The organism is Curtobacterium sp. ZW137, assembly GCF_003762905.1.
In the GTDB taxonomy this organism is placed as follows: domain Bacteria; phylum Actinomycetota; class Actinomycetes; order Actinomycetales; family Microbacteriaceae; genus Curtobacterium.
In genome coordinates, this window is sequence record NZ_RJKS01000003.1 from 201831 (window position 1) to 224876 (window position 23046).

Annotated in this window: 21 protein-coding genes; 6 read left to right on the forward strand and 15 right to left on the reverse strand. The window is 72.5% G+C overall.

The window, feature by feature from the left end; translation table 11 throughout:
* Positions 1–436: 436 nt before the first annotated feature.
* The 9 genes from EDF55_RS10545 to EDF55_RS10585 form a co-directional block, all read right to left on the reverse strand.
* Positions 437–1243 carry a phosphatase PAP2 family protein gene (locus tag EDF55_RS10545; RefSeq protein WP_123654925.1) on the reverse strand — a complete coding sequence of 269 codons (807 nt, stop codon included), beginning with the start codon at positions 1241–1243 and terminating at the stop codon, positions 437–439.
* A gap of 47 nt (positions 1244–1290) precedes the next feature.
* Positions 1291–2976 (reverse strand): bifunctional 3'-5' exonuclease/DNA polymerase, encoded by a 1686-nt coding sequence (locus EDF55_RS10550; RefSeq protein ID WP_123654926.1) that lies wholly within the window; start codon positions 2974–2976, stop codon positions 1291–1293.
* 39 nt (positions 2977–3015) lie between these two features.
* Positions 3016–3258: a hypothetical protein gene (locus EDF55_RS10555; RefSeq protein ID WP_123654927.1), complete on the reverse strand. Its 243-nt coding sequence runs from the start codon at positions 3256–3258 to the stop codon at positions 3016–3018.
* Between the two features lie 34 nt (positions 3259–3292).
* Positions 3293–4087: a hypothetical protein gene (locus EDF55_RS10560; protein WP_123654928.1), complete on the reverse strand. Its 795-nt coding sequence runs from the start codon at positions 4085–4087 to the stop codon at positions 3293–3295.
* Positions 4088–4097: 10 nt separating this feature from the next.
* Positions 4098–4952, reverse strand: a complete 855-nt coding sequence (locus tag EDF55_RS10565) for a carbohydrate ABC transporter permease (protein WP_260233330.1) — start codon at positions 4950–4952, stop codon at positions 4098–4100.
* Positions 4949–5935 carry a carbohydrate ABC transporter permease gene (locus EDF55_RS10570; RefSeq protein WP_123654929.1) on the reverse strand — a complete coding sequence of 329 codons (987 nt, stop codon included), beginning with the start codon at positions 5933–5935 and terminating at the stop codon, positions 4949–4951. Before EDF55_RS10570 ends, EDF55_RS10565 begins: the two co-directional genes overlap by 4 nt.
* Positions 5936–5960: 25 nt before the next feature.
* Positions 5961–7280, reverse strand: a complete 1320-nt coding sequence (locus EDF55_RS10575; protein ID WP_123654930.1) for a sugar ABC transporter substrate-binding protein — start codon at positions 7278–7280, stop codon at positions 5961–5963.
* Positions 7281–7303: 23 nt separating this feature from the next.
* On the reverse strand, positions 7304–8509 hold the full coding sequence (locus EDF55_RS10580; protein WP_123654931.1) for a Gfo/Idh/MocA family protein: 1206 nt from the start codon (positions 8507–8509) through the stop codon (positions 7304–7306).
* A 166-nt stretch (positions 8510–8675) separates the two neighbouring features.
* Positions 8676–9464, reverse strand: coding sequence for a DeoR/GlpR family DNA-binding transcription regulator (locus EDF55_RS10585; protein ID WP_165931354.1), 789 nt, complete (start codon positions 9462–9464; stop codon positions 8676–8678).
* A 133-nt stretch (positions 9465–9597) separates the two neighbouring features.
* On the opposite strand from EDF55_RS10585, the gene EDF55_RS10590 reads away from it, so the two are divergent.
* The 5 genes from EDF55_RS10590 to EDF55_RS10610 are packed head-to-tail and all read left to right on the forward strand — an operon-like array spanning position 9598 to position 14279.
* Positions 9598–10476, forward strand: coding sequence for an SIS domain-containing protein (locus tag EDF55_RS10590; RefSeq protein ID WP_123654933.1), 879 nt, complete (start codon positions 9598–9600; stop codon positions 10474–10476).
* Positions 10476–11414: an ROK family protein gene (locus tag EDF55_RS10595; RefSeq protein ID WP_123654934.1), complete on the forward strand. Its 939-nt coding sequence runs from the start codon at positions 10476–10478 to the stop codon at positions 11412–11414. Before EDF55_RS10590 ends, EDF55_RS10595 begins: the two co-directional genes overlap by 1 nt.
* Positions 11411–12523: an N-acetylglucosamine-6-phosphate deacetylase gene (locus EDF55_RS10600; RefSeq protein ID WP_123654935.1), complete on the forward strand. Its 1113-nt coding sequence runs from the start codon at positions 11411–11413 to the stop codon at positions 12521–12523. The genes EDF55_RS10595 and EDF55_RS10600 overlap by 4 nt, the downstream gene beginning before the upstream one ends.
* Positions 12520–13446, forward strand: coding sequence for a 1-phosphofructokinase family hexose kinase (locus EDF55_RS10605; RefSeq protein ID WP_123654936.1), 927 nt, complete (start codon positions 12520–12522; stop codon positions 13444–13446). Before EDF55_RS10600 ends, EDF55_RS10605 begins: the two co-directional genes overlap by 4 nt.
* A complete protein-coding gene (locus tag EDF55_RS10610; RefSeq protein ID WP_185017318.1) occupies positions 13443–14279 on the forward strand; it encodes a class II fructose-bisphosphate aldolase in 837 nt (278 codons plus the stop codon). The genes EDF55_RS10605 and EDF55_RS10610 overlap by 4 nt, the downstream gene beginning before the upstream one ends.
* 66 nt (positions 14280–14345) lie before the next feature.
* Here the strand turns inward: EDF55_RS10610 and EDF55_RS10615 are convergent, their stop codons facing one another.
* From EDF55_RS10615 to EDF55_RS10625, 3 genes are all read right to left on the reverse strand, one after another.
* A complete protein-coding gene (locus EDF55_RS10615) occupies positions 14346–16643 on the reverse strand; it encodes a S8 family serine peptidase (RefSeq protein WP_123654937.1) in 2298 nt (765 codons plus the stop codon).
* 179 nt (positions 16644–16822) lie between these two features.
* Positions 16823–18202 (reverse strand): L-serine ammonia-lyase, encoded by a 1380-nt coding sequence (locus EDF55_RS10620; RefSeq protein ID WP_123654938.1) that lies wholly within the window; start codon positions 18200–18202, stop codon positions 16823–16825.
* Between the two features lie 257 nt (positions 18203–18459).
* Positions 18460–19386, reverse strand: a complete 927-nt coding sequence (locus EDF55_RS10625; RefSeq protein WP_260235888.1) for an NADP-dependent oxidoreductase — start codon at positions 19384–19386, stop codon at positions 18460–18462.
* An 82-nt stretch (positions 19387–19468) separates the two neighbouring features.
* Here EDF55_RS10625 and EDF55_RS10630 point away from each other — a divergent pair, with 82 nt between their 5' ends.
* A complete protein-coding gene (locus EDF55_RS10630) occupies positions 19469–20287 on the forward strand; it encodes a shikimate 5-dehydrogenase (RefSeq protein ID WP_123654939.1) in 819 nt (272 codons plus the stop codon).
* A 61-nt stretch (positions 20288–20348) separates the two neighbouring features.
* On the opposite strand, the gene EDF55_RS10635 is transcribed toward EDF55_RS10630, so the two are convergent.
* Genes EDF55_RS10635 through EDF55_RS10645 form a run of 3 tightly spaced genes read right to left on the reverse strand, consistent with a single transcriptional unit; the run spans position 20349 to position 22973 of the window.
* Positions 20349–20792: an SRPBCC family protein gene (locus EDF55_RS10635; RefSeq protein WP_123654940.1), complete on the reverse strand. Its 444-nt coding sequence runs from the start codon at positions 20790–20792 to the stop codon at positions 20349–20351.
* Between the two features lie 5 nt (positions 20793–20797).
* Positions 20798–22243, reverse strand: coding sequence for an NAD(P)/FAD-dependent oxidoreductase (locus tag EDF55_RS10640; RefSeq protein ID WP_123654941.1), 1446 nt, complete (start codon positions 22241–22243; stop codon positions 20798–20800).
* A 52-nt stretch (positions 22244–22295) separates the two neighbouring features.
* Positions 22296–22973 carry a hypothetical protein gene (locus EDF55_RS10645; protein WP_123654942.1) on the reverse strand — a complete coding sequence of 226 codons (678 nt, stop codon included), beginning with the start codon at positions 22971–22973 and terminating at the stop codon, positions 22296–22298.
* Between the last annotated feature and the right edge of the window lie 73 nt (positions 22974–23046).

A 23046-nucleotide genomic window follows, 5' to 3' on the forward strand; every position in this document is an offset into this window, starting at 1 on the left:
CAACCTACCGGCACGACCTGACGGCCCCCGCGTGGACGGGGCGGCTCCGGTGTCCCCGGAGCCGCCCGCGGACCTACAGCAGCTGCAGGACCGCGCCCGCGAGGGTCACGATCGCCGTCACGAGCCCGAGGACCTCGAGCACGAGGACGGACGTCCTGCGGTTGCCGCACCGATGCCGGTGTTTCGCCATCGTCGGCCTCCCTTCCCAGGGCAGGAGACCGTGGTCCGAGCTCCCCTTCCGATGGTCCGGAGGGTCGCGTAGACTCGATCACCGTAGGCGGTTCGAGTTACTACGCAACTCAGACCACTGACCTCTTCACGAGGTGAGATCAGCCCCTGGTTGCCACCGGGGGCTTTTCTCGTGCTTCTTCGAGTCCGGCCGGGCTTCGCCTGGAGTCCCGGCCGACGTATCGATCCTTGCCTGGTCCGACCGTCGTCACGAAGGCCTGTGGATATCGCTCGCCCCGTCGCGGCGGAGGGCCGTGAGGTAGAGCCGGTGCGCCGTGATGACGAGGGCCAGCCAGGCGAGGCCGAGCGCCCACGCCGCCAGGACGTCGGTGAGCCAGTGGTGTCCGAGGAACACGCGGGAGAGCCCGACGGAGACGACGAACACGCTCCCGAGCACCACCGTCCACACCCGCGTCGCTCTGCGGGACTGCCGGAGGAGCAGCAGGTACACGATCGTGCCGACGATCACCGTCGCGTTCAGCGTGTGTCCCGACGGGAACGAGGGCGAGCGCTCGTACGGCGGCACCGCGTCTGCGAGCGGCGGTCGAGCGCGCCCGATGAGGTCCTTGCCCGCGACGGTCATCAGGAGCGAACCGGCACTCGCCGCGACGAGCAACACGAGGGGTGTCCAAGCGCGGCGCTGGATCGTGAAGCCGACGAGGAACCCGACGGCGACGATCGGCATCCCGACGGTGCCGGCGACGTTCGTCCACCACGTGACGACCGTGTCGAGTCCTGGCGTCCGCAACGACATGGCGAAGTCGAGGACCGGTCGGTCGAGGACCGCGACGTCGTCGGCCTCGCGCACCGCGTCGTAGACCTCGGAGGCGACCCACGTGCAGACGGCGGCGATCGCGATGCCGATCAGCAGTGTGACGAGGAGCAGCGGCAGCGCGCCGAACCGGTCACCGAGCCGCACCCACGCGGACGCCGACGCCCGGCCAGCTCGGGTCCGCCAGGTGGTCAGGTCGACGTCACCGACGGTGCGGTGGTCGCGGCGTGCTTCGTCGTCCATCCACCCAGCCTGCCCGGCGGCACCCGAACGCGAGCGCGGAGCGGGCTTCAGTCCTTCGCGCTGCCGTAGTCGTCGACGATGCCGACGGACAGCGGGAACGTGACGGGGAAGTCCCCGAAGAGGATGCGGCCGGCATCGGCAGCGGCGGCCTCGACCTGCTCGGCGACCCAGGCGGCGTCGGCCTCCGGGGTGTGCAGGACGATCTCGTCGTGCACGAAGAACACCAGGTGCGCGCCGTCCCGCACGGGGCCCCGGTACCGTGCGGCGAGTCGGGTCCGGAGCGACGCCATCCACGACAGCGCCCACTCAGCCGCGGTGCCCTGCACCACGAAGTTCCGCGTGAACCGCCCCCAGCTCCGGGCGCGCGACTCGACGGAGCGCTGCATGGCCGGGGTGCCCTCGACGGACCAGGCGAGGTTCTTCGCTTCGAACCAGGCCTGCTCGGGGACCGGCGAGGTCCGCCCGAGTCGTGTGGTCACCGGTTCGCCGCGCTCCCCCGCCCGCGCCGCGCGCTCGACGAGGTCCAGCGCCCGCGGGAAGGCCCGGGCCAGCCGCGGGACGAGCCGGCCGCCCTCACCCTGGGTCGCGCCGTACATCGCGCCGAGCATCGCGCCCTTCGCCTGCTGCCGGGTCTCGACGGCGCCGGAGGCGACGACGCCGTCGTACAGGTCGCGTCCGTTGCCGGCGGCGGCCATCGCGAGGTCGCCCGCCATCGCGGCGAGCACCCGCGGTTCGAGCTGTGCGGCATCGGCGACGACGAGCTTCCACCCGTCGTCGGCCACCACGGCGCTCCGGACGGCCTTCGGCAGCTGCATCGCGCCGCCGCCGTTCGCCGCCCACCGCCCGGTGACGACACCGCCGACGGCGTACTCCGGGTGGAACCGCCCGTCCTGCACCCACTCGTCGAGCCACGACCACCCGTTCGCGGTGAGCAGCCGGTAGAGCCGCTTGTACTCGAGCAGCGGTTCGATCGCGGGGTGCTCGAGTCGCTGCAGCTCCCACTTCCGGGTGCTGTCCACCACGAGTCCGGCGCGGCGCAGGGACCGCAGCACGTCGGCGGGCGAGTCCGGGTTCAGGGACGGGTCGTCGAGCCGGTCGCGGAGGACGTCGGCGATCTCCTCGAGTCGTCGGGGGCGTACGCCGTGGGGCACCCGTGGTCCGAGCGTGTCCGCGAGCAGGCGCTCGTGCACGTCGACGCGCCACGGGAGTCCGGCGAAGCGCATCTCGGCGGCGACGAGGGCGCCGGCGGACTCGGCGGCGAGCAGCAGCCGGAGCGCCCCGGGGTCGGTCGACCCGGCCACGGCAGCGAGTTGCGCACGGAGCCCGGCGACCGGTTCGGCGTCGTCGGCCGCCGGTGCCACGTCGAACAGTGCGTCGTCGAAGAGCTGCGCCTGGGTCGCACGCTGGAGGCGCTCCTGCGGTGCCGCGGCGTCCCACGACCCGGGCGGCGACGCCTGCAGGTCGGACCCACGCGCAGCCAGCGCGGAGCGGAGGATCCGGTGGCAGAGGCGCAGGTCGACGCACCGGGCGACTCGGCCGCCGGCGGCGAGCAGCGCCGGGTACCAGCGCGCGGTGTCGTCCCACACCCAGCGCACGCCCGCGGACTCGCGTTCCGCGACGAAGGCCGGGAGGCTCGACTCGCGGAGGTGGACCGGCTCACCGTCCGGGGTCCCCGCGTCGGTCAGCGGGGTCGCGAGGACGCCGCCGTCGACGCGGCTGAGGACGAGGTGCACGCAACGATCATGCCGTGCACCACCGTCCTCGCCGGACGTTCAGCGGTCGCGGCGGCTCGGGTCGGTCCCACCGGGTCGCACGGCAGCGGTGTCGGCGACGTCGATGCGGACGGTGCCGTCGGACTCCTCGTGCACCTCGACGCGGGGGTCCTCGTCGTGGGCGTCCGATCCCGACATCCGTCGGAGCGTGTCGTGCCGGCGCTCGTCGAACGTCATGTCGACGCCGTCGTCGAGGTGGTCGCGGTCCGGACCGTGCGGGTGCTTCGGTGTTGCTTCGCTCATGCCCGCGACGGTACGCGTCGGCGGGTGCACGGGCTCACCCGACCGGTGCCGTCCCGGTGCGCTCGGTCCAGTGCGCTCCGGCGTCCCACCGCGCGCGGACGGCGGCCTGGACGCGACCGCGCGGCGCGGTCGCGCGTGCGGTCGCCAGGTCGGTCCCGAAGACGAACTTCGCGGCGCTGTCGTCGCCCTCCGCCACGTCGTGGGAGCCGGGCGGGAGCAGCGTGAACCGCCGGGCGAAGCGCACGAGGTTCGCGTCGGGGCCGAGGACATCGGCCAGTCCGGGGTCGAGCGTCCACGACCGGCAGTTCCACACCGTCGCGGCGGCCTGCGGTGCGAGGCGGCGGAGGACGTCCGGGGCGGCGGCGAACGCCCGGTCGCAGGCGACCGGGTCGAGCGGCCCGGTCTCCGGGACGTGCACACCCCAGGCCGGCGTGCCGTCCGCCAGGTGCGCGCCGAGTTCGAACTGGAGGCGCCCGACGGCCACCACGCGTCCGGTCGCCACCGCGCAGAACCAGTCCAGGCCCGTGCCCCGGACCCCGTACCGGTCGCGTTTGCGCGCCACGTCCGCGATGCTCGCGTCCGCCTGCTCGGCGGTCAGCCCTCGGCTCCGGAGCCATCGGTGGGTGACGGGCAGGACGGCGGAGACCGCGGCGAACACCAGGTCGTCCCGCTCCCCCGGCGGTGCGTCGGCGACGGTCGCGGCGAGCGCCGCCGCGAGGTCCGTGACGGGCGCGGCGGGGTCCTGGAAGCGACCGATGGCGGCGGTGAGCAGCGCGACGGAGGCGGGTCGGGCCTCCAGGCCGGTCGTGTCCGCCACCGGTCCGCTCACGGTGCGTCCCTCACTTCAGCCCGGACGACGCGAGCCCGTCGATGACCCGGCGCTGCAGGACGATGAACATGATCAGCACCGGGGCCATCGCCATGAGGCTGGCGGCCATCAGCACCGGGTAGTCGATCGTCCGGTCACTCGACAGGGTCGCGAGCCCGGCGGCGAGGGGCATGTCCTCGGCACGGGTGGACACGACGAGCGGCCAGAGCAGCTCGTTCCAGGACCACAGCACGGTCGTGATCGCGAGGACGCTGATCGACGGACGGGCGAGGGGCAGCATGATCCGCCAGAACACCTGGAACGGGTTCGCACCGTCCATGCGCGCCGCCTCTTCGAGCTCCGGCGGCATGTTGAGGAACGCGGTCCGCATCAGGAACGTGCCGAACGCGCTGAACAGCCCCGGAGCGACGATCCCGGCGAGGGTGTCGAGCCACCCGAGTCCCTGCACGATCTGGTACTGAGAGATCAGGTAGACCTGCGACGGGACCAGCAGGATCGACAGCACGATCGCGAGCAGGACCGTCCGGCCACGGAACCGCATCCGGGCGAACGCGTACCCGGCGAGCGTGCAGAGGATGATCTGCGCGATCGTCCGGATGATCGTGACGTACACGGACGTGCCGAGCTGGCTGAGGAACGGCAGGCGCTCGAACACCTCGGTGAAGTTGTGCCACTGCAGCTGCCCCGGCCAGAACACCGGGGTGACGGACTGCACCTGCGCGTTCGTGGACAGCGACATGATGATCTGCCAGAGGAACGGGAACGCCATCGCGAACCCGCCGACGCCGAGGACGACGTGGATCCACCAGTGGCTGCCGCCGCGGCGACCTGGGCGCTTCCCGCTCCGGATCGTGGTGGTGGTCATGACTGCACCCACTTCTTCTGGACCCGGAACTGCACGAGCGTGACGATGCCGATGAGCACGAAGATCACCATGGCGATCGCCGCCGCGAAGCCCTTGTCGTTGTCGATGAACCCGGCGCTGTAGAAGTAGAAGACGAGGGACATCGTCTTCGGGATCACCGGGTTGGTGCTGCCGAGGATCGCGTAGAGCAGGTCGAACAGCTGGAAGCTCGAGATCGTCGTGACGATGACCACGAAGAAGATGCTCGGGGTCAGGAGCGGCACCGTGACGGAGCGGAACTGCCGCCACCGGCTCGCGCCGTCGAGCTCCGCTGCCTCGTAGAGCTCCGGCGGGATGTCCTTGAGACCGGCGCCGAGGATGATCATCGAGAAGCCGAGGGACGACCACAGGCCGACGAGACTGACGGCGACCAGCGCGAAGCCGGGGGTCGAGATCCAGTACGGCCCGTCGATGCCGAACCGCCCGAGGAACCAGTTCACGATGCCGTAGTCGCCGTTGAACATGATCCGCCAGACGAGGGCGATCGCGGCCGGCATCGCGACGTACGGCAGGAAGAACAGCACACGGTAGAACTGCGCGAACCGCAGACCGGGGGTGTTCAGCAGACTGGCGAGCCAGACCGCGATCGGGATCCCCACGAGGACGATCGCCGTGTAGATGACGGTGTTGAGCAGCGACTGGTAGAGCTGCGGGTCCGACAGCAGCCGGCCGTAGTTCGCCAGGCCGGAGAACGTCGCGCCGCCGAAGACGCCCCACGTGGTGAAGGAGTACCAGAAGGTCTGGATGATCGGCCAGATGTAGAACGTGCCGACGCCGATCAGGAGGGGCAGCACGAAGAGCCAGGGCCAGGCGCCGTCGGTGCGGGTCCGGCGGGGGTTCCGGTCGCCCCGCGGGGCGCCCCGCCCGGACGCGCGCTGCGTCCGGGCGGGGGTGGCGGCGACCGGGGTCGCCGCCGTGTCGGGATGCTCGGTGTTGATCGTCATCGGGTCTCTCCGCGACGCCGGGGCGTCACTGCTCCTTGCCGAGGGCGGAGTCCATCTTCTGGGCGAGCTCGGTCGCCACCTGGTCGACGGGGGTGGAGCCGTCGAACGCGCTCGGGAGCAGGTTCGTCTCGAGGGTGTTCCACGCGGCGGTGTTCTTCGACACGGGGAGCGGCTGGGCGTAGTCGACCGCGTCGAGGAAGACCTGCAGGTCCGCGTCGGGCATCGTCTTCGTGAAGGCGTCCTGCGTGCCGGTGTACGCCGGGATCACGGCGCCCATGTCGCCCTGCTGCTGCTGCGCGGTCTTGCCGGCGAGGTAGACCTGGAGCGCCTGTGCGGCGGCCTTGTGCTTCGAGTTGGCGGAGACGACGTTCGAGACGCCGTGGATGACCGTGGCCTGCTGCTTGCCCTTGGGCAGCGGGTAGACGACGACGTCCTTCTCCATGGCGGTGTCCGTCAGCGCGGAGCGGAACCAGCTGCCGCCCTGGTACATCGCGAGCTTGCCCGAGGTGAACCACTGGTCGGCGGTCGTGTCGGTGAGCTGCTTGATCGACGGCGACGCACCCGACTTGATGAGGTCGGTCCAGAACTGCAGGCCCGCTTCGGACGCCTTCGACGCGTACCCGGACTTCGTGCCCGCGGCGTTCACGACCGAGCCACCCGCCTGGAAGATCGTGTCGTAGTACGTGGTCTGGCCGTCCATGCCACCGGCGGCGCCGTACGCACCGTCGGCCTCGAGCTTCTCGGAGAGCTCGGCGCCGGTCTTCTGGAAGTCGGCCCAGGTCCAGTCCTTCGACGGCAGCGCGACCCCGGCCTTCTCGAACAGCGCCTTGTTCACCCAGACGCCGATCGTGTCGAAGTCCTTCGGGACGCCGTACTGGGTGCCGTCGTACGTGTAGAGCTTGTTCAGCGCGGACGAGTAGTTCGCCGGGTCGATGGCGCCCGCCTTGACCTCGCCGGTGATCGGCGCGATCTTGCCGTTGGCCGCGTAGAGCTGGAAGTTCGGGCCGTTCATCCAGAACAGGTCGGGGAGCGTGTCGCTCGAGCCCTGGGTCTGCAGCTTCGTCCAGTAGTTGGCGAACGGCGTCACGTCGACGTTGACCTTGATGTCCGGGTACTCCTCGTTGAAGCCCTTGATGTTCGCCTTGATCGCGGCGACCTGGTTCTCGTCCCAGACGGCGTAGTTCAGCGTCGCCTTGGTGTCCTTCGCGGCCTTGTCGTACGCGCTGCCGGAGCTCGTGGCGCCCGAGGACGTCGAGCAGCCGGCCAGCAGGACGGCCGCGCCGAGGGCGGCGACGGCACCGAGGAGGACGCGACGTGCTCCTCGGGCTGTGGTGTGTGCGGGCATCGGGGGGTCCTTTCGCACGGCCGTCAGCGGCTGACGGTCTGGGTGGGGTGGGTGAAGTGGGTGAGCGTCTCGTCCGGCAGCGCCGGGACGTCGATGGGGACGGAACCGTTCCGCAGCGAGCGGGTGGCCAGGGCGCCGGCGGCGACCGCGGCACGGGCCGCGATCGGCGACAGGGAGGTCGGTTCCCCGAGGGCGACGAGGCGCAGGAACTCGGTCATGGTGAGGAGGTCGGCGTCCGCGTGCCCGGACTCGACGCCGTCGATCGGGTACTCCCGGTCGCCCTGCACGTCCCAGCCCCGCCGGTGGTTCCAGACCTTGACCACGCCGCCGCCGGTGTCGCCGATGTTCTCCAGGCGCCCTTCGGTCCCGATGACGGTGTAGTTCCGCCAGTAGTCCGGCGTGAAGTGGCACTGCTCGTAGCTGGCCTGCACGCCGTTGTCGAGCGTCATCATCACCATCGAGACGTCCTCGACGTCGACGACGGGGTTGAGGCCGGTCTGCTCGAGCGGCGGCCAGTTGTCCAGCGAGAACCAGTCGCCCATCAGCTCGCCGGCGCGGTCACGGCGGTCGGTGACGTCGCCGTAGACCGACAGCGAGCCCATGCCGACGACGCGGCTGGTGTACCCGCCGGCCAGGGCGTGGATGACGTCGAGGTCATGGCTGGCCTTCTGCAGGAGCAGCGAGTTCACCTTCGTGCGGTCGGCGTGCCAGTCCTTGAAGTAGTAGTCGCCGCCGTTGCCGACGAAGTGCCGGCACCAGACGGCCTTGACCTCGCCGATCTCCCCGCGCTCCACGATCTCCCGCATCAGCCGGACGACTGCCGCGTGCCGGAAGTTGTGCCCGACGTACAGCGGGGTGCCGGTCTCGGCCGCGGTGTTCAGGACGGCGTCGGCGTCCTCGACGGTGATCGCGAGGGGCTTCTCGAGGTAGACGGCGATGCCCGCGCGGAGGAGGTCGATCGCGATCTCGGCGTGGGTCCAGTCGGGCGTCGTCACGATCGCGGCGTCCACCGCACCGACGAGGTCACGGTGGTGCTCCACGACCAGCGCGTCGGGGTACTCGGCGTGCCCACGTTCCCGCCCGTCGGCGGTGACGTCCGCGACGGCGGTGACCGACGCCCGCAGGTCGGGGTGTGAGGCGACCGCCTCGGCGACGTGCCGGGCGATGGCGGACCGTTGGCCCATCCCGATCACCGCGACGCGGAGGGGTTCGTTCGTGTCGACGCTCATCTCGCTCCCTTGCGTGATTGTGACGCCCATGATGCCGAATCGATCATGAATGCACAATAGGCGCTCACGGATCGCTCACGGAAGCGAGATGCAAGGGTTTTACACGCCGGTAACGTCCGCGGCGCGCAGACGAGCACCCGGCCGACCGGCGGGAGCCCGGTCCGGCTCAGTCGGCGACGACGAGCTCCACGCCGGCCGAGGCGAGGTCCGCGGCGAAGGCCGGCGGGACGGGCTGGTCCGTGACCAGCACGTCGATGCGGTCCAGCGGGCAGATGCGCGCGAACGTCGAGCGCTCGATCTTCGTCGAGTCCGCGACGACGATGACCCGACGGCCGACGGACGCGAAGTGGCGACTCACCTCGGCCTCTCCCTCGTGCATCGTGGTGGCGCCGTACTGGCCGGTGAGTCCGTCGACACCGAGGACGACGACGTCGAGCGCGAACTCGTCGAGCGTGTCGCGGACCAGCGGCCCCACGAGCTCGTACGACTGGCGGCGTGCGACGCCACCGGTCACCACGATCTTGACGTTCGCCCGCACGGACAGTTCGTACCCGATGTTCAGCGCGTTCGTCACGATGGTGACGCCGTACTCGCCGTCGGCGCGGATGAAGCGCTCGCTCTTGCCGAGCTCGCGCGCCACCTCGGTCGTGGTGGTGCCCCCGTTCAGGCCGACGGTCTCCCCCGGTCCGACGAGCGCGACCGCGGCACGGGCGATGGCGGTCTTCGCCTCGGCCTGCCGGGCGATCTTGTACTGCAGCGGCAGCTCGTACCCGGCCCCGAGCGCGGCGGCCCCGCCGTGGGTGCGGGTGACGAGCCGCTGGTCGGCGAGGGTCGCGAGGTCACGGCGAGCGGTCGCTGGGGAGATCCCGAGCATCTCGCCGATCTCGGAGATCGACACGTTGCCCCGTTCGCTCACGAGTTCGAGCAGGGCGTTGAGCCGCTGTTGCGGAGTCATGGAGGCCATCCTACGGGCGAGCTGTGCGCGGTCGTTGATCGGAAATGACGTTTTGCTCTCGCTTCGCGCACGATCGCTCGCTATGCTTCCGACCACATCGATCATCGGGATCGATCCGGACCGGAAGGCACCCATGACCGACACCTTCGTGAGCGAGGAGCTCGCGTCGCAGCCGGAGACCTGGCGCGCCGCCGCGGCGCTCCTCCCCTCCTTCGTCGACTCCCTCCCCCAGCCCGGCGAACGTGTCGCCGTCGTCGGCTGCGGGACCAGCTGGTTCATCGCGATGAGCTACGCCGTCGCCCGTGAGCAGGCCGGCCTCGGGGTCACGGACGCCTTCGCCGGGTCCGAGTACCCGACCGGGCGCGAGTACGACCGCGTCGTCACGATCAGCCGTTCCGGCACGACGACCGAGATCATCTCGCTCCTGTCCGAACTGCCGACGCAGCGCACCGTCCTGATCACCGCCGTGGCGGACAGCCCCGCGGCAGCCGTTGCCGACGCCGTCGTCGCGCTCCCCTTCGCCGACGAGCGCTCGGTCGTGCAGACCCGATTCGCCACCACCGCGCTCGCGCTCCTCCGCGCGTCCATCGGTGACGACGTCGACGCGCTGGCCGCCCAGGCCGAGACCGCCCTCGCGCTCCCCATCGACGACCTGCTCGGCGCCGAGCAGGTGTCCTTCGTCGGGCGTGGTGCCGCGGTCGGTCTCACCTACGAAGCCGCGCTGAAGACCCGCGAAGCCGCGCAGTTCTGGGCGGAGTCGTACCCGGCGATGGACTACCGGCACGGACCGATCGCGATCGCACAGCCCGGGCGCCTGGTGTGGTCGCTCGGTGCGGCCCCCGAGGGCCTCGCGGACGAGGTCGCGGCCACCGGTGCCCGGTTCGTCCACCACGACCTCGACCCGATCGCCGGGCTCGTCGTGGTGCACCGGTTCGCGGTCGCCCTGGCCGAAGCCCGCGGGCTCGACCCGGACCACCCGCGCTCGCTGACCCGGTCGGTCATCCTCACCTGATGCCCGGCAGCGGGGTCGTGCTCGGGGTCGACGTCGGCGGCACGGGCATCAAGGCCCGACTGACCGACGCCGTCGGCACCGTGCTCGCCGAGCAGCGGGTCCCGACCCCGCGGGACGATCCGGACGCCGAGCGGCTCGCGGCCACCGTTGCACGACTCGTGGTGGCCGCGCTCCGGACGACCGGAGGCGGCGCCGGCCCCGCCGACCAGTCACTCGATGCCGTCGGGGTGGTCGTGCCCGGCGTCGTCGACGAGTCCACCGGCCGATCCGTCCTCTCGGTGAACCTCGGCTGGCAGGACGTCCCCGTCCGCGACCGCCTGCGGGACGCCCTCGCAGCACAGGGCATCGACGTCCCCGTGGCGTTCGGCCACGACGTCCGCGCCGGTGCCCTCGCCGAGACCCGGTCCCCCGCACTCGCCGTCGGGTCCGTCGCCTTCGTGCCCGTCGGCACCGGGCTCGCGAGCGCGCTCGTCGTCGACGGTGCCCTGGTGTCCGGTGGCGGCTGGGCGGGAGAGGTCGGGCAGGTGCGCATCGCACACGGCCCGCACGCCGGGCTCCGGGTCGAGGAGATCGCCTCGGCGAGCGCCGTCGCCCGTCGCTCCGGAACGGACTCCGCGCACGCCGCGATGCTGCGGGTCCGCGACGGCGATCCCACTGCCGGAGCCGTCTGGGCGGAGTGCGTCGACGTCCTCGCCGACACCCTCGCCTGGATCACGGCCGTCGCCGGCTGCCACACGGTCGTCGTCGGCGGTGGGCTCGCCGAGTCGGGCGCGCTGCTGTTCGACCCGCTCCGTGTCGCCGTCGCCGAACGGCTCGTCGGACTGCGGGTGCCCGCCGTCGTGCCGGCCCGCCACGGTGACGCGGCCGGGGCCATCGGCGCCGGCCTCCTCGCACAGGACCTCCTCGCCACGCTCGCGACCGTCGGGGAGCACGCATGACCACGCTCGTCCGTGCTCCGCGCATCGTCACCCCGGACGCCGTGCTCGACGACGGGTGGCTGCTCGTCGGCGACGGGGTCGTCGTGGCACGTGGATCGGGCCGAGCGCCCGAGCACGCGGACGGGCCCTTCCGCGTGCACGAGGTCGCGGGCACCGTCGTCCCCGGCTTCGTCGACCTCCACGCGCACGGCGCACTCGGGCACGACTTCGCGACCTGTTCCGCCGAGGACGCCCGCGCGGTCGCCGCGCACCACGCCGCCCGCGGCACCACGTCCCTCGTCGCCTCGATCGCGACCGGCATCCCCGAGGACACGGTGGCCGCGCTCCGGCGGCTCCGCCCCCTCGTGGCCGACGGCGTCCTCGCCGGCCTCCACCTCGAGGGGCCGTGGCTCTCGCCCGCTCGCCGCGGAGCACACGCGCCGACGCTCCTGCACGCTCCCGGACCGGCCGAAGTCGGCGCGTACCTCGACGCCGCCCAGGGGGCGCTCCGGATCGTGACGCTCGCTCCCGAGCTCCCCGGCGCACCGGACGCGGTCGGGCGGCTGTCCGACGCGGGCGTCATCGTGGCGATCGGCCACACCGACGCCGACGCTGCGACGGTCGAGCGAGCGGTCGACGCCGGTGCCCGGCTCGTCACCCACGTCTTCAACGGCATGCCGCCGCTGCACCACCGGTCGCCCGGCCCGGTCGGCGTCGCGCTGACCGATCCCCGTCTGAGCGTCGAGGCCATCGTCGACGGCCACCACCTCGACCCCGTGACGGTCGACCTCGTGCGGCGGAGCGCGGCGGGCCGGATGGTCCTCGTGTCCGACGCGATGGCGGCCACCGGGTGTCCCGACGGCACCTACCGGATCGCCGGGTCCGACGTCGTGGTCGCGGACGGGGTCGCGATGCTCGCGGACGGGTCGTCGCTCGCCGGCAGCACGGGCGTCGTCGCGGACGGCTTCGCCCGCTTGCTCGACGCCGGTGCTCCGCTCACCGAGGCGGTCGATGCGTCCTCCGCCCACGCCGCCGCCCTGCTCGGCCTCCCGGTCCCCCTGGCGGTCGGCTCACGCGCCGACCTGTTCGTCGTCGGGGTCGGTCCGCTCCTCCCGGAGGTCCTCGCATGATCGTCGTCGTCACCCCGAACCCGGCCGTGGACGTCACCTACCGCGTCGACGAGCAGCGCATCGGCACGACCCAGCGCGTCCGGAGCGTCGAACGGCGCCCGGGCGGCAAGGGGCTCAACGTGGCCCGGGTGCTCGCTGCCGAGGGCGTGGCGACCCACTCGGTCCTCCCCCTCGGCGGAGCCTCGGGCACCTGGATGGCCGATGCCGTCGCGGCCCTCGGGCTGCCGGTGACCGTGGTGTCGGTCCCCGGTGAGACCCGGAGCACGATCACCGTCGTGGACGACCTCGCCCACCCGACGATGTTCGGCGAACCCGGGCCGGACGTGCCCGCCAGGACCTGGCTGCGTGTCGACGAAGCGGTGCGCGCCGCGGTGCACGCCGCGCCGGACGCCGATGCGCTGGTGATCGCGGGGTCGCTCCCCGTCGGCAGCCCGCCCGACGTGGTCGTCCCGTGGATCACCGACGCCCTCGCGGCCGGGGCACTGGTCGTCGCCGACCTCTCCGGACCCGCGCTGCTGGCAGCCGCCGACGCCGGCGCCACCATCTGCAAACCCAACCGCGACGAACTGGCGGAAGCGACCGGCCGCACGGACGAACGTGCCGGCGCGCTCGACCTCCTCCGCCGCGGGGCGGGCACCGTCGTGGTCTCCCGCGGTTCGGCGGGCATCGCAGCACACACCGTCGACGCCGTCGTCGAGGTCCCCGCCGTCCCGGGTGTCACCGGGAACCCCACGGGCGCCGGTGACGCCGCCACCGCCGGCCTCGTCCTCGCCCTGACCCGTGGCGCGGACATCGCCACAGCACTCCGCACCGCTGCCGCGTTCGGCGCCGCCGCGGTCCTGCGCCCGGTGGCCGGCGAGATCGACCACGACGCCGTCCACCGCTTCACCACCGACCTCGAGACGACCCGGAGCCACGCATGATCACCGACCTCGCCCTGACCGGACTGCTCGACTCGGCGCGCACGACCCGGAGCGGTGTCGGCGCGTTCAACGTCGTCCTCCTCGAGCACGCCGAGGCGATCGTGGACGGGGCCGTGCACGCCGGCCTGCCCGTGATCCTGCAGATCAGCGAGAACTGCGTGCGGTACCACGGCGGCCTCGCACCGATCACGGCGGCCACGCAGGCGATCGCCCGCGCCGCCGACGTCGAGGTCCTGGTGCACCTGGACCACATCGAGGACGTCGACCTCGTCGCCGAGGGCATCGCGCTCGGCGTCGACTCGATCATGTACGACGGGTCGCACCTCGACTACGACTCCAACGTCGCTGCGACGCGAACCCTCGCCGAGCGCTGCCACCGGGCCGGGATCGCGATCGAGGCCGAGCTCGGTGAGGTCGGCGGCAAGGACGGCGTCCACGCCCCCGGTGTCCGGACCGACCCGGCCGTCGCGGCGGCGTTCGTCGCGGCGACCGGCGTCGACGCGCTGGCCGTCGCGGTCGGGACCTCGCACGCGATGCAGACCCGTGAAGCCGCAGTGGACCGTGACCTCATCGGACGGCTGCACGCCGCGGTCCCCGTGCCGCTCGTCCTGCACGGGTCCTCCGGGTTGTCCGACGACGAACTGCGGGCCGCGGTGGCCGCCGGGATGACGAAGATCAACATCTCGACGCACCTGAACGGCCTGTTCACGCGGGCGCTCCGGGACGTCCTCGACGAGCGCCCCGACGTCGTGGACCCGCGGAAGTACGTGGCCGCGGGGCGGGACGCGATCGCCGCGGAGACGGCGCGGCTGCTCACACTGCTGGCAGCCTGACGGCGACGCGGTCCCGGCCGCGACGTCCCGGCTGCGACGTCCGGCCCGCGGCAGCGTGCGGGGGCGTCACCCCTTCGTCTTGGAGTGCCACCGCAGCGTCGTCCCCTGGTACAGCGTGACGTCGCCGTTCGTCTGCATCCGGAGCACCATGCCCTTGCCCCCGTACCGGGACGTCCCCGTCGACCACTTCGCCCGCCCGAACGCGTCGTAGAGCACCACGTTGCCGTCGGACTGGACGCGGAGCGAGCTGCCCCGACCGCCGGCGACGGTGAACACCGTCTTCGTCCCGATGACGATCCGGAGCGACCCGTCGTCGAGCACGACGAACCGCCGGTGCGCCGCGGTGTCCCGGATCTCCTGCCCGGGGACCAGGCTCGCTCCGGGGAGGAGCCGGTCGCGGGTCGCGGGCGCCTGCTGCCAGAGGACGGTGGAGCCCCGGACGAGCTGCACCACCCCGAGGTCCGTCACCTGCAGCCGCGGCGCACTGCCGGTCGAGGCCTTCCCGGCACGCCAGACGGTCGCACCCGTGGTGCTGCGGACGGCCAGCGTGCCGTTCGTCCCGACCACGAGCGACGCGCCCTTCGACGCCACGTTCGACGACCACACGGCACGTCCGCCGCCCCACTCGACGAGCTTCCCGTCGGCCTGCAGGTCGAGCCACCACAGCCCGTGCGGTGACCGGATGGACGTGCCGGACGGCACCGCGACCGCGGACCCGGTGATCCCGGTCGCGGTGGCCCCGGCAGCGGCGGCGGACCCGACGACCCGCCCACGGGTGCACCCGGCGGTCGGCAGGAGCGCGCCGAGCACGGACCACCTGGGCGTCCCCAGGCCGGTCGCCCGGTCGTGCCCCTTCGTCGCCGGGTACGTGCCGTTCGTCCCCCCGGTCACGTCGCGGAAGGCCGTGGGGTGTGCGTAGAGGGTCTGGTGGAGGTCTCCGACCCCGGAAGCGCAGCCGCGGGCGCTGAGCGCCGCCGCGAGCTGCCCGGCGACGACGGGTGACGCGAGACTCGTCCCACCGCCGAGCGCGAACCCGCGCGCGGCGCCGAGGTAGATCCCGGGACCGGTCGCGGGATCGGCCACGGACGCGATGTCGGGGACCAGGCGCTTCGTCCCGGAGACGCCGACACCGCTCTGCCATGCCGGGCGTGCGTACGCGGCCGACGTGCCGCCGCCGCTCGCGCCGTACGAGTTGCCCCAGGCCGTCTCGCTCGTCGCCGAGGACGTGGTCCGGAGCGAGGTGCCCCCGACCGCGACGACGGCGGGCGACGACGCCGGGTACGTGACCGACGTCACGACGGTCTTCGGTCCGGTCGGGCACTTCGCTCCGTCGTCACCGGATGCGGCGAAGACGGTCGCCCCGGCGGCGACGATGCGCGCGATCGCGTTGTCGAACGCGGCTCGGACACCGGGCGAGGTCAGCGACTCGCACGACCCCCACGAGACGCTGACGGCCACGATCCCGGCTCGACGGACGTCGTCGGCGATGCGGCTGTAGCTGTCGTAGAGCCCCTGGAACGAGTTCGGCGCGACGTACACGCGCTGGCGGGCGCCCGGTGCGGTCGCCAGCAGTGCCTCCTGGTCGAGTGCGACCTCGGACTCGCCGCCGGAACCGTCTGGTGCGTGCACGTCGGCCCCGTCGACGGAGACCTGGTCGAGCGCGGGGACCTCGCGCCCGACCGCCTTCGCGTAGGCGACGAGGTCGTTCCGGTCCCACCCGGAGAGCTGGACCGTCGCGACCGTCGTCCCCGCGCCGGCGTTCGCAGCACTCGACGAGGCGTACGCACGGGCCAGGTCTGCTGGGGCGTACCCGCCGGGCAGCGCGGCGTGTGCGGCGGCCGGGCGCGTGTCGAGCCCGAGCACGGCGGTGACCGCGCCGCCGAACGACGACGGCAGGACGGGTTCGGCGGACGGGTGCATGCCGTCGCCGCTCCCGAGCAGCCGGATCCCGAACAGCGCCTCGGCACGGGCGGCGGTGCCGGTCGCCTCGAGCTCCCAGGTGTCACGGTCGGTGACGGTGAACCCCGCAGCCGTCAACGCTGCGCGGACCGTCGCGCCGTGCGGTGCCTCGGGGGCGACCGCGGCGACGGCGTCGGCCCGATCCGCGGCGGTGTCGCCGGTGGTCGTGGTGGGCAGCGCTCGGAGCGCGGTCTGGTCCGTGGGCCGGAGCACGATGGTCAGGTCCACGGTCGCGTCGCCGGGCGTCCGTCCGGTGGCCGGGTCGGTCGGCGTCGGGACGGAAGCGAGAACCGCAGCGGTCGGGGACGGCACGGCAGGAGCGGCGGACGCCGGGGCGGTGAGACCGGCGGCGAGGGTCGCGGCGAGCGCGGTCGCCGTCACGAGGGCGAGGGGTCGGTGCAGCATCGGCGTCACTCCATGACTGGTGCGGCACCCGATCCGTGGGCGCCGGTCCACCCGCGTCGGAGTGGACGCGAGCACGGTAACCCGTCAGGGCACCGCGGCGCTCCCCCAGTTGTGAGGCGATGTACCCCGCCGAGTCCCCCTCGCGCGCGGGCAGGCGGACCGCTGGCCGTGGACCCCGGTCAGCAGAGGGGGACGTTCACCGCGAGACCGCCCATCGCGGTCTCCTTGTACTTGGTGGACATGTCGGCGCCGGTCTGCCGCATCGTCTCGACGACCTGGTCGAGCGACACGTGGTGCACCCCGTCTCCACGGAGGGCCATCCGTGCGGCGTTCACGGCCTTGTTCGCCGCGATCGCGTTCCGCTCGATGCACGGGATCTGCACGAGGCCGCCGATCGGGTCGCACGTCAGCCCGAGGTTGTGCTCCATCGCGATCTCGGCCGCGTTCTCGACCTGCTCGGGCGTCCCGCCGAGCAGTTCGGCGAGTCCGGCGGCGGCCATCGACGCCGCGGACCCCACTTCGCCCTGGCAGCCGACCTCGGCGCCGGAGATGGAGGCGCGCTCCTTGTAGATCGAGCCGATCGCGCCGGCGGTGAGCAGGAACCGCACGATCGCGTCGTCGCGGAGCTCAGGGGTGATCGCGGGGACGTAGGTCAGCGCGTAGTACAGGACTGCGGGGATGATCCCGGCGGCACCGTTGGTCGGGGCGGTGACGACCCGGCCGCCGGAGGCGTTCTCCTCGTTGACCGCCATCGCGGTGAGGTTCACCCACTCCATCGCGAAGAGGGGGTCGTGCCCGGGGTCGTCGCGCGTGAGCTGCTCGTACCAGTTCGCGGCACGGCGGCGGACGTCGAGGCCGCCCGGCAGCGTCCCGCCCCGTCGGATGCTCCGGTCGACCGAGGACTCCATCACGGCGTGGATGCCGAGGAGCCCGGAGCGGACCTCGTCGTCGGTGCGGGTCGCGGTCTCGTTCGCCAGGGCGATGCCGCTCACCGGCAGCCCGGACCGCGCGCAGGCGGCGAGGAGCTCGGCGCCGCTCGAGAACGGGTACGGCACGGCGTCGCCGACCGGGATGGCGGCGCTGGCCACGGCGGAGGTGTCCTCGCCGTCGCGGGCGATGAAGCCGCCGCCGACCGAGTAGTAGGTCTCGACGGCGAGCTCGGAGCCGCCGGCGTCGAAGGCGCGCAGCCGCATCGCGTTCGGGTGGCGCGGCAGCATCGTCAGGGGGTGCTGGACGATGTCCCGGAGCCGGAACGGGACGGTCTGCCCACCGGAGAGCCGGAGCGACCCCGTCGCTTCGAGGCCGTCGAGCGATGCGGTCATGGCGTCGGGGTCGACGCGCTCGGGCTGCTCCCCCGTCAGGCCGATCGCGACGGCGCCGAGCGTGCCGTGCCCCTGCCCGGTCGAGGCCAGCGAGCCGTACAGGTCGACGCGGATCGTGGTCAGGGGCAGCCCGGCGACACGGGATGCGAAGTCCGCGGCGGCGCGCATCGGTCCGACGGTGTGGGAACTCGACGGACCCACGCCGATGCTGAAGAGATCGAAGACGGAGACCGGCACGCCGCCACCCTAACCCGTCCGGACGGACGGACGGACGGAGGAGACGAACGAACGGACGAACCGACGAACCGACGAACCGACGAACCGCCGGACCGCCGGACGGACGAACCGCCGGACGGACGAACCGGACCTCAGCGGCGGTTGCCCTCCGAGGGCATCAGGATGAGTGAGTTCATGCGCATCACGCTACGCACGCCGGGCCCTTGGCAGAAGGTGGTCACCCTCCCGATCGAGGGTGGGGAGAACCCCACCGGCGCTCAGGGGACGAGCACGATCTTCCCGCGGGTGTGCCCCTGCTCCAGTTCCTCGTACGCGTCCTGCACGCGCTCGAGCGGGTACGTGCTCGCGACGGGGACCTCGATCGCCCCTTCGGCGACCATCGCGGCGAGCGCCCCGAGGATCTCCGGGTCGGCGGTGTCCGTGCTGCCGGATGCCTTCGCCCCGACCTCGGCCGCTGCCTCGAACGCGATGATCGTCTCGATGCGGTCCGCCGGGATCCCGAGGGCGATCCCGAGGTGCACGTACTCGGCGCCGTGCGTGTCGATGAGCGCGTCGATGCCGTTCGTCGCGAGCTCCTCGATGCGCTGCTGGAGCCCGTCGCCGTAGGCAACGGGGCGTGCACGCTTCGACGCGAGCCACTCGTGGTTCGCCTCGGACGCGACGGCGATCACGTCGACCCCCTCGTTCGTGAGGAGCTGTGTGACGAAGCCGCCAACACCCCCGGCGGCGCCGGAGACCACGACGGTCTCCCCCGGCCTCGGGTCGACGGCGCGCACCGCCGCTGCCGCCGTGGTCGCGACGATGTCGAGGCCGCCGGCGACGGTCCAGTCCAGCAGGCGCGGCTTCTGGACGACCTGCTCGGCGGGGACGGAGACGTACTCCGCCTGGCTCGAGCGCTCCCACGACCAGCCGATGACCTCTTCGCGCTCGTCGACACCGTCGACGCCCTCGCCGACGGCCACGACGATCCCGGCGAAGTCGGTGCCCTGCCCGGACGGCAGGTCACCGCCGAGGGTCCCCTGGCGGATCGCGGACTCCCCCGGGTTGATCCCGGCGGCACGGACGCGGACGAGCACCCGGCCCGGCTCGACCGTGGGGACGGGGACCTCGGCGACGTGGAGGACGCCGCGGTCACCCCACTCGTCGAAGCGGACGGCACGCATGGTCTCAGGAAGGTCAGTCATCACCCCAGACGGTACCCCTGCCAGGACGACGACCGAGTGTGGACCGCTCCAATACGTCGGGATCCCGTGCGAGACTGACCGGATGCCCATCCTCAACAAGGACATGCAGGTGTGCATGTCGCTCGCGGCCCGGCCGAGCAACATCGGCACCCGGTTCCACAACTTCCTCTACGACGAGCTCGGGCTGAACTTCCTCTACAAGGCGTTCACGACAACCGACCTCCCCGGCGCCGTCACCGGGATCCGAGCGCTCGGCATCCGCGGATGCTCGGTGTCGATGCCGTTCAAGGAGGCGATCATCCCGCTCGTCGACACCATCGAGGAGTCGGCCGCCGCGATCCAGTCCGTGAACACCGTCGTGAACGACGACGGTGTGCTCACCGCGTCGAACACCGACTACGAGGCCGTCGCCGCCCTCCTCGCCTCCCACGACGTGGATCCGGCCTCCCGCGTGCTGCTCCGCGGCTCCGGCGGCATGGCGAAGGCGGTCACGGCGGCGTTCCGCGGCGCGGGCTTCGACCACCTCACGGTGCTCGCCCGCAACGAGGACACCGGTCCGGCCCTCGCCGACCAGTACGGCTACGCGTGGGCGCGGTCGGAGCAGGACGCCGGCGACGTCGACCTGCTCGTCAACGTCACGCCGCTCGGCATGGACGGCGACCAGGCGGAGACCCTCGCCTTCGAGCAGGACCGTGTCGACGCGGCCCACACCGTCTTCGACGTCGTCGCGTTCCCCTCGGAGACACCGCTGGTCCGCGCGGGTCGCGCCGCGGACAAGCACGTCATCACGGGTGCCGAGGTGATCGCGCTGCAGGCAGCGCGGCAGTTCGAGCGGTACACGGGCGTCGCCCTCACCGAGGACCAGGTGACGCGCGCGAGCGAGTTCAGCCGCGCTGTGTAGGTGGCAGACAGGCGGACGGGAGGCCCGTGGCGGCGCCGCCACGGGCCTCCCGTCCGGCTCGTCAGGAGTTGCGGGCGCGACCCGTCGCGACCCAGCCGAGCCGGCGCAGCGTCTCGCGGTTCCGGATCCAGATGAGCGGCTGGATGACGAAGCCGGGCACCCAGGACCCCGGTCCGGCGACGGCGTTCTCGACGATCGTGACCTTGCACCCCTTGGCGTGCGGTTCGACGCTCAGCTCGACCCGGGCCTCCCCGATCGGCCACCCCTTCGGCTGGATCACCATGTGGCGCGGCGGGTCCCACTCGAGCGACGTCGTCTCGTCGTTGATGACCAGCGGCCAGACCCCGAACGAGTGGTGCAGGCGTGTGCCGACCTCGGGCCACCCGCGCTCCTCGTTCCGGAGACGGGACGCACCGACCACCCACGTCGTGTAGAGCCAGCCGTCCCCGAACACGTCGAAGACGTCCTCGGGCGTGCAGTGCAGGATCCGGACGTTCTTGGCCATGGTGTTCAGTCCTCCGGTGTGAGATCGACGTCTTCGGGGAGCCCGAAGGTGTGACGCAGGGAGCTCCGTGCGGCGTGCCACCCGGCCATGCCGTGCACGCCCGGGCCGGGTGCGGACGCCTCCGAGCAGAGGTACATCCCACCACCCATCCGCCACGGGTCGCCGGTCAGCAGGGGTCGCTTCACGAGCTGCCAGAAGCTCGCGGCGCCGGCGGCGATGTCCCCGCCGACGTAGTTCGGGTTGTACTCGCCCATCTGGACCGCGGTGCGCGAGCTCGTCGCGAGGACCGTGTCGCGGAACCCCGGGGCGAACCGCTCGATCTGCCGCGTGACGATCTCGGTGTGGTCGACGTCGGATCCCGCGGGGACGTGCGCGTACGCCCAGAAGACGTGCTTGCCCTCCGGGGCGCGACTCGGGTCGACCACGGTCGGTTCGGCGCCGAGGACGTACGGCCGCTCGGCGTGACGTCCGCGTGCGACATCGCCCTCGGCCGCGGCGATCTCCGCACGCGTCCCGCCGATGTGCACGGTGCCGGCCTTCCGGAGCTCGGCGTTCGTCCACGGCACCGGGTCGGACAGCGCGAAGTCGACCTTCGCCGCGGCGTTGCCGAACCGGAACCGCCGCAGCGCACCGCGCTTCGGCGACGGGATCTGCTTCCCGGCGATCCGCAGCATCCCGGGGACGCTCGTGTCGAAGAGCACCGCCTTGGCGGGTGTCAGGTCTGCGAGGGACCGGACCTCGCGTCCGGTCTCGATCGTGCCACCGTGCGCGACGAGGTCTGCGGCGAGCGCGTCGACGATCGCCTGGCTGCCGCCGATCGGCACCGGCCAGCCCCTGGCGTGGGCGTAGACACCGAGCGAGAGGGCTGCTGCGGCCGTCGCGAGTGAGGGCATGTGCTGGATGGAGTGCGCCGCGACCCCGGTGATCATCGCCGGTGCGACGTCCTGCCGGAAGCGGGCGTTCCAGGCACTGCTGCCCTGCTCCAGCGCACGCAGGCCGAACTGCAGGACGGTGAGCGGGTGCCGTGGGACGTGGAGCAGCGCGTCGGTCGCGAAGTCCGCCACCTGGTCGGCGTTCCGCGCGAGCGGGCCCATCAGGTTCCGGAACGCCGGCCCGTCCACGCCCAGCTCGGCAGCCGTGCGGTCGAGGTCCCGGTACGCGATGCCGGCACGCCCACCGTCGAGCGGGTGGCCGTACTGCACCTCGGGGAGCCGCAGTTCGATGCGGTCCTCGAGCCGGAAGCGCCGGAAGAACTCGGACTGCAGCGCCATCGGGTGCACGGCGGAGCACACGTCGTGCAGGAACCCGGGCAGCGTGAGCTCTGCGGTACGGGCCCCGCCGCCGATGGTGTCGTTGCGCTCGACCACCTCGACGGAGAGCCCGGCACGCGCCAACGTCACCGCGGCGGCGAGCCCGTTCGGTCCCGCCCCGACCACCACCGCATCGACCATGCACCGAGCCTACGAGGCGCGCGTGTGCGGACCCCCAGCCGCGGTGCCCGGGTCAGCTGCGGGTGGTGTCGGCGTCGGCGGCGTCCGTGCCGTCGTCGTCGGAGGCGCCGTCCGAGGCATCGTCGGTGTCCTCGATCGCGCTCGGACCGGAGCCGACTGGGTGCTCCGCGCGCAGGGCCGCGAAGTCCTCGTCGAGCATCTGCTGCACGCGGTCGTCCCGGCCGATCTCGTAGCCCTCGGTCGGGCGCTGCGCCCACCCCAGGCGGCCGACGACGGTCGTGCCGATGTCGTCCCACGCGCGGGCCCGCGCGGCGAGGACGATGCCGTCGACGAAGCCCTGGTCGTCACGGCGTCGGTCGAGCATCGTCGCGAGCTGCTCGTACTGGGCTTCGCGCGTGCGGAGCTTGACGTCGTCGCCGCGCCGGTAGTCGTGCTGGTGCTTCGAGCGGCCCTTCTGCTTGATCGCCTTCGACCGGATCTCCCGCATCCGCTGGGCGTCGCCGCGCTGCTCCTCGGCCATCCGGTGCAGTTCTTCGCGCGTCGCCTCGGCTGCGACCGCGTGGTCGAAGAACCCCTGGTCACGCAGGGAGTTCGTGATGATCCGGTTCGCGACGGCGATCACGACGGCCGCCTTCGAGATGAGGAAGCCCTCGTCCACCGCACGCTTGAGCTCGACCTGGCTGATGGGTCGCTCGGTGGAGTCCTTGCCACGCCGTCCGAACAGAGCCATGACGACGACGATACCGGCGGCGGGTGACCATCAGTCCGCAGGGGGACCCGGATCCCCACCGGGAGGGACGACT

Bases quoted from the DNA above. Each gene is read 5' to 3' on its own strand.
- EDF55_RS10615 (WP_123654937.1), bottom strand. From the start codon at position 16,643: ATGCTGCACCGACCCCTCGCCCTCGTGACGGCGACCGCGCTCGCCGCG.
- EDF55_RS10570 (WP_123654929.1), bottom strand. From the start codon at position 5,935: ATGACGATCAACACCGAGCATCCCGACACGGCGGCGACCCCGGTCGCC.
- EDF55_RS10580 (WP_123654931.1), bottom strand. From the start codon at position 8,509: ATGAGCGTCGACACGAACGAACCCCTCCGCGTCGCGGTGATCGGGATG.
- EDF55_RS10635 (WP_123654940.1), bottom strand. From the start codon at position 20,792: ATGGCCAAGAACGTCCGGATCCTGCACTGCACGCCCGAGGACGTCTTC.
- EDF55_RS10565 (WP_260233330.1), bottom strand. From the start codon at position 4,952: ATGACCACCACCACGATCCGGAGCGGGAAGCGCCCAGGTCGCCGCGGC.
- EDF55_RS10590 (WP_123654933.1), top strand. From the start codon at position 9,598: ATGACCGACACCTTCGTGAGCGAGGAGCTCGCGTCGCAGCCGGAGACC.
- EDF55_RS10595 (WP_123654934.1), top strand. From the start codon at position 10,476: ATGCCCGGCAGCGGGGTCGTGCTCGGGGTCGACGTCGGCGGCACGGGC.
- EDF55_RS10640 (WP_123654941.1), bottom strand. From the start codon at position 22,243: ATGGTCGATGCGGTGGTGGTCGGGGCGGGACCGAACGGGCTCGCCGCC.
- EDF55_RS10605 (WP_123654936.1), top strand. From the start codon at position 12,520: ATGATCGTCGTCGTCACCCCGAACCCGGCCGTGGACGTCACCTACCGC.
- EDF55_RS10545 (WP_123654925.1), bottom strand. From the start codon at position 1,243: ATGGACGACGAAGCACGCCGCGACCACCGCACCGTCGGTGACGTCGAC.
- EDF55_RS10625 (WP_260235888.1), bottom strand. From the start codon at position 19,386: ATGACTGACCTTCCTGAGACCATGCGTGCCGTCCGCTTCGACGAGTGG.
- EDF55_RS10610 (WP_185017318.1), top strand. From the start codon at position 13,443: ATGATCACCGACCTCGCCCTGACCGGACTGCTCGACTCGGCGCGCACG.
- EDF55_RS10555 (WP_123654927.1), bottom strand. From the start codon at position 3,258: ATGAGCGAAGCAACACCGAAGCACCCGCACGGTCCGGACCGCGACCAC.
- EDF55_RS10575 (WP_123654930.1), bottom strand. From the start codon at position 7,280: ATGCCCGCACACACCACAGCCCGAGGAGCACGTCGCGTCCTCCTCGGT.
- EDF55_RS10585 (WP_165931354.1), bottom strand. From the start codon at position 9,464: ATGACTCCGCAACAGCGGCTCAACGCCCTGCTCGAACTCGTGAGCGAA.
- EDF55_RS10630 (WP_123654939.1), top strand. From the start codon at position 19,469: ATGCCCATCCTCAACAAGGACATGCAGGTGTGCATGTCGCTCGCGGCC.
- EDF55_RS10645 (WP_123654942.1), bottom strand. From the start codon at position 22,973: ATGGCTCTGTTCGGACGGCGTGGCAAGGACTCCACCGAGCGACCCATC.
- EDF55_RS10600 (WP_123654935.1), top strand. From the start codon at position 11,411: ATGACCACGCTCGTCCGTGCTCCGCGCATCGTCACCCCGGACGCCGTG.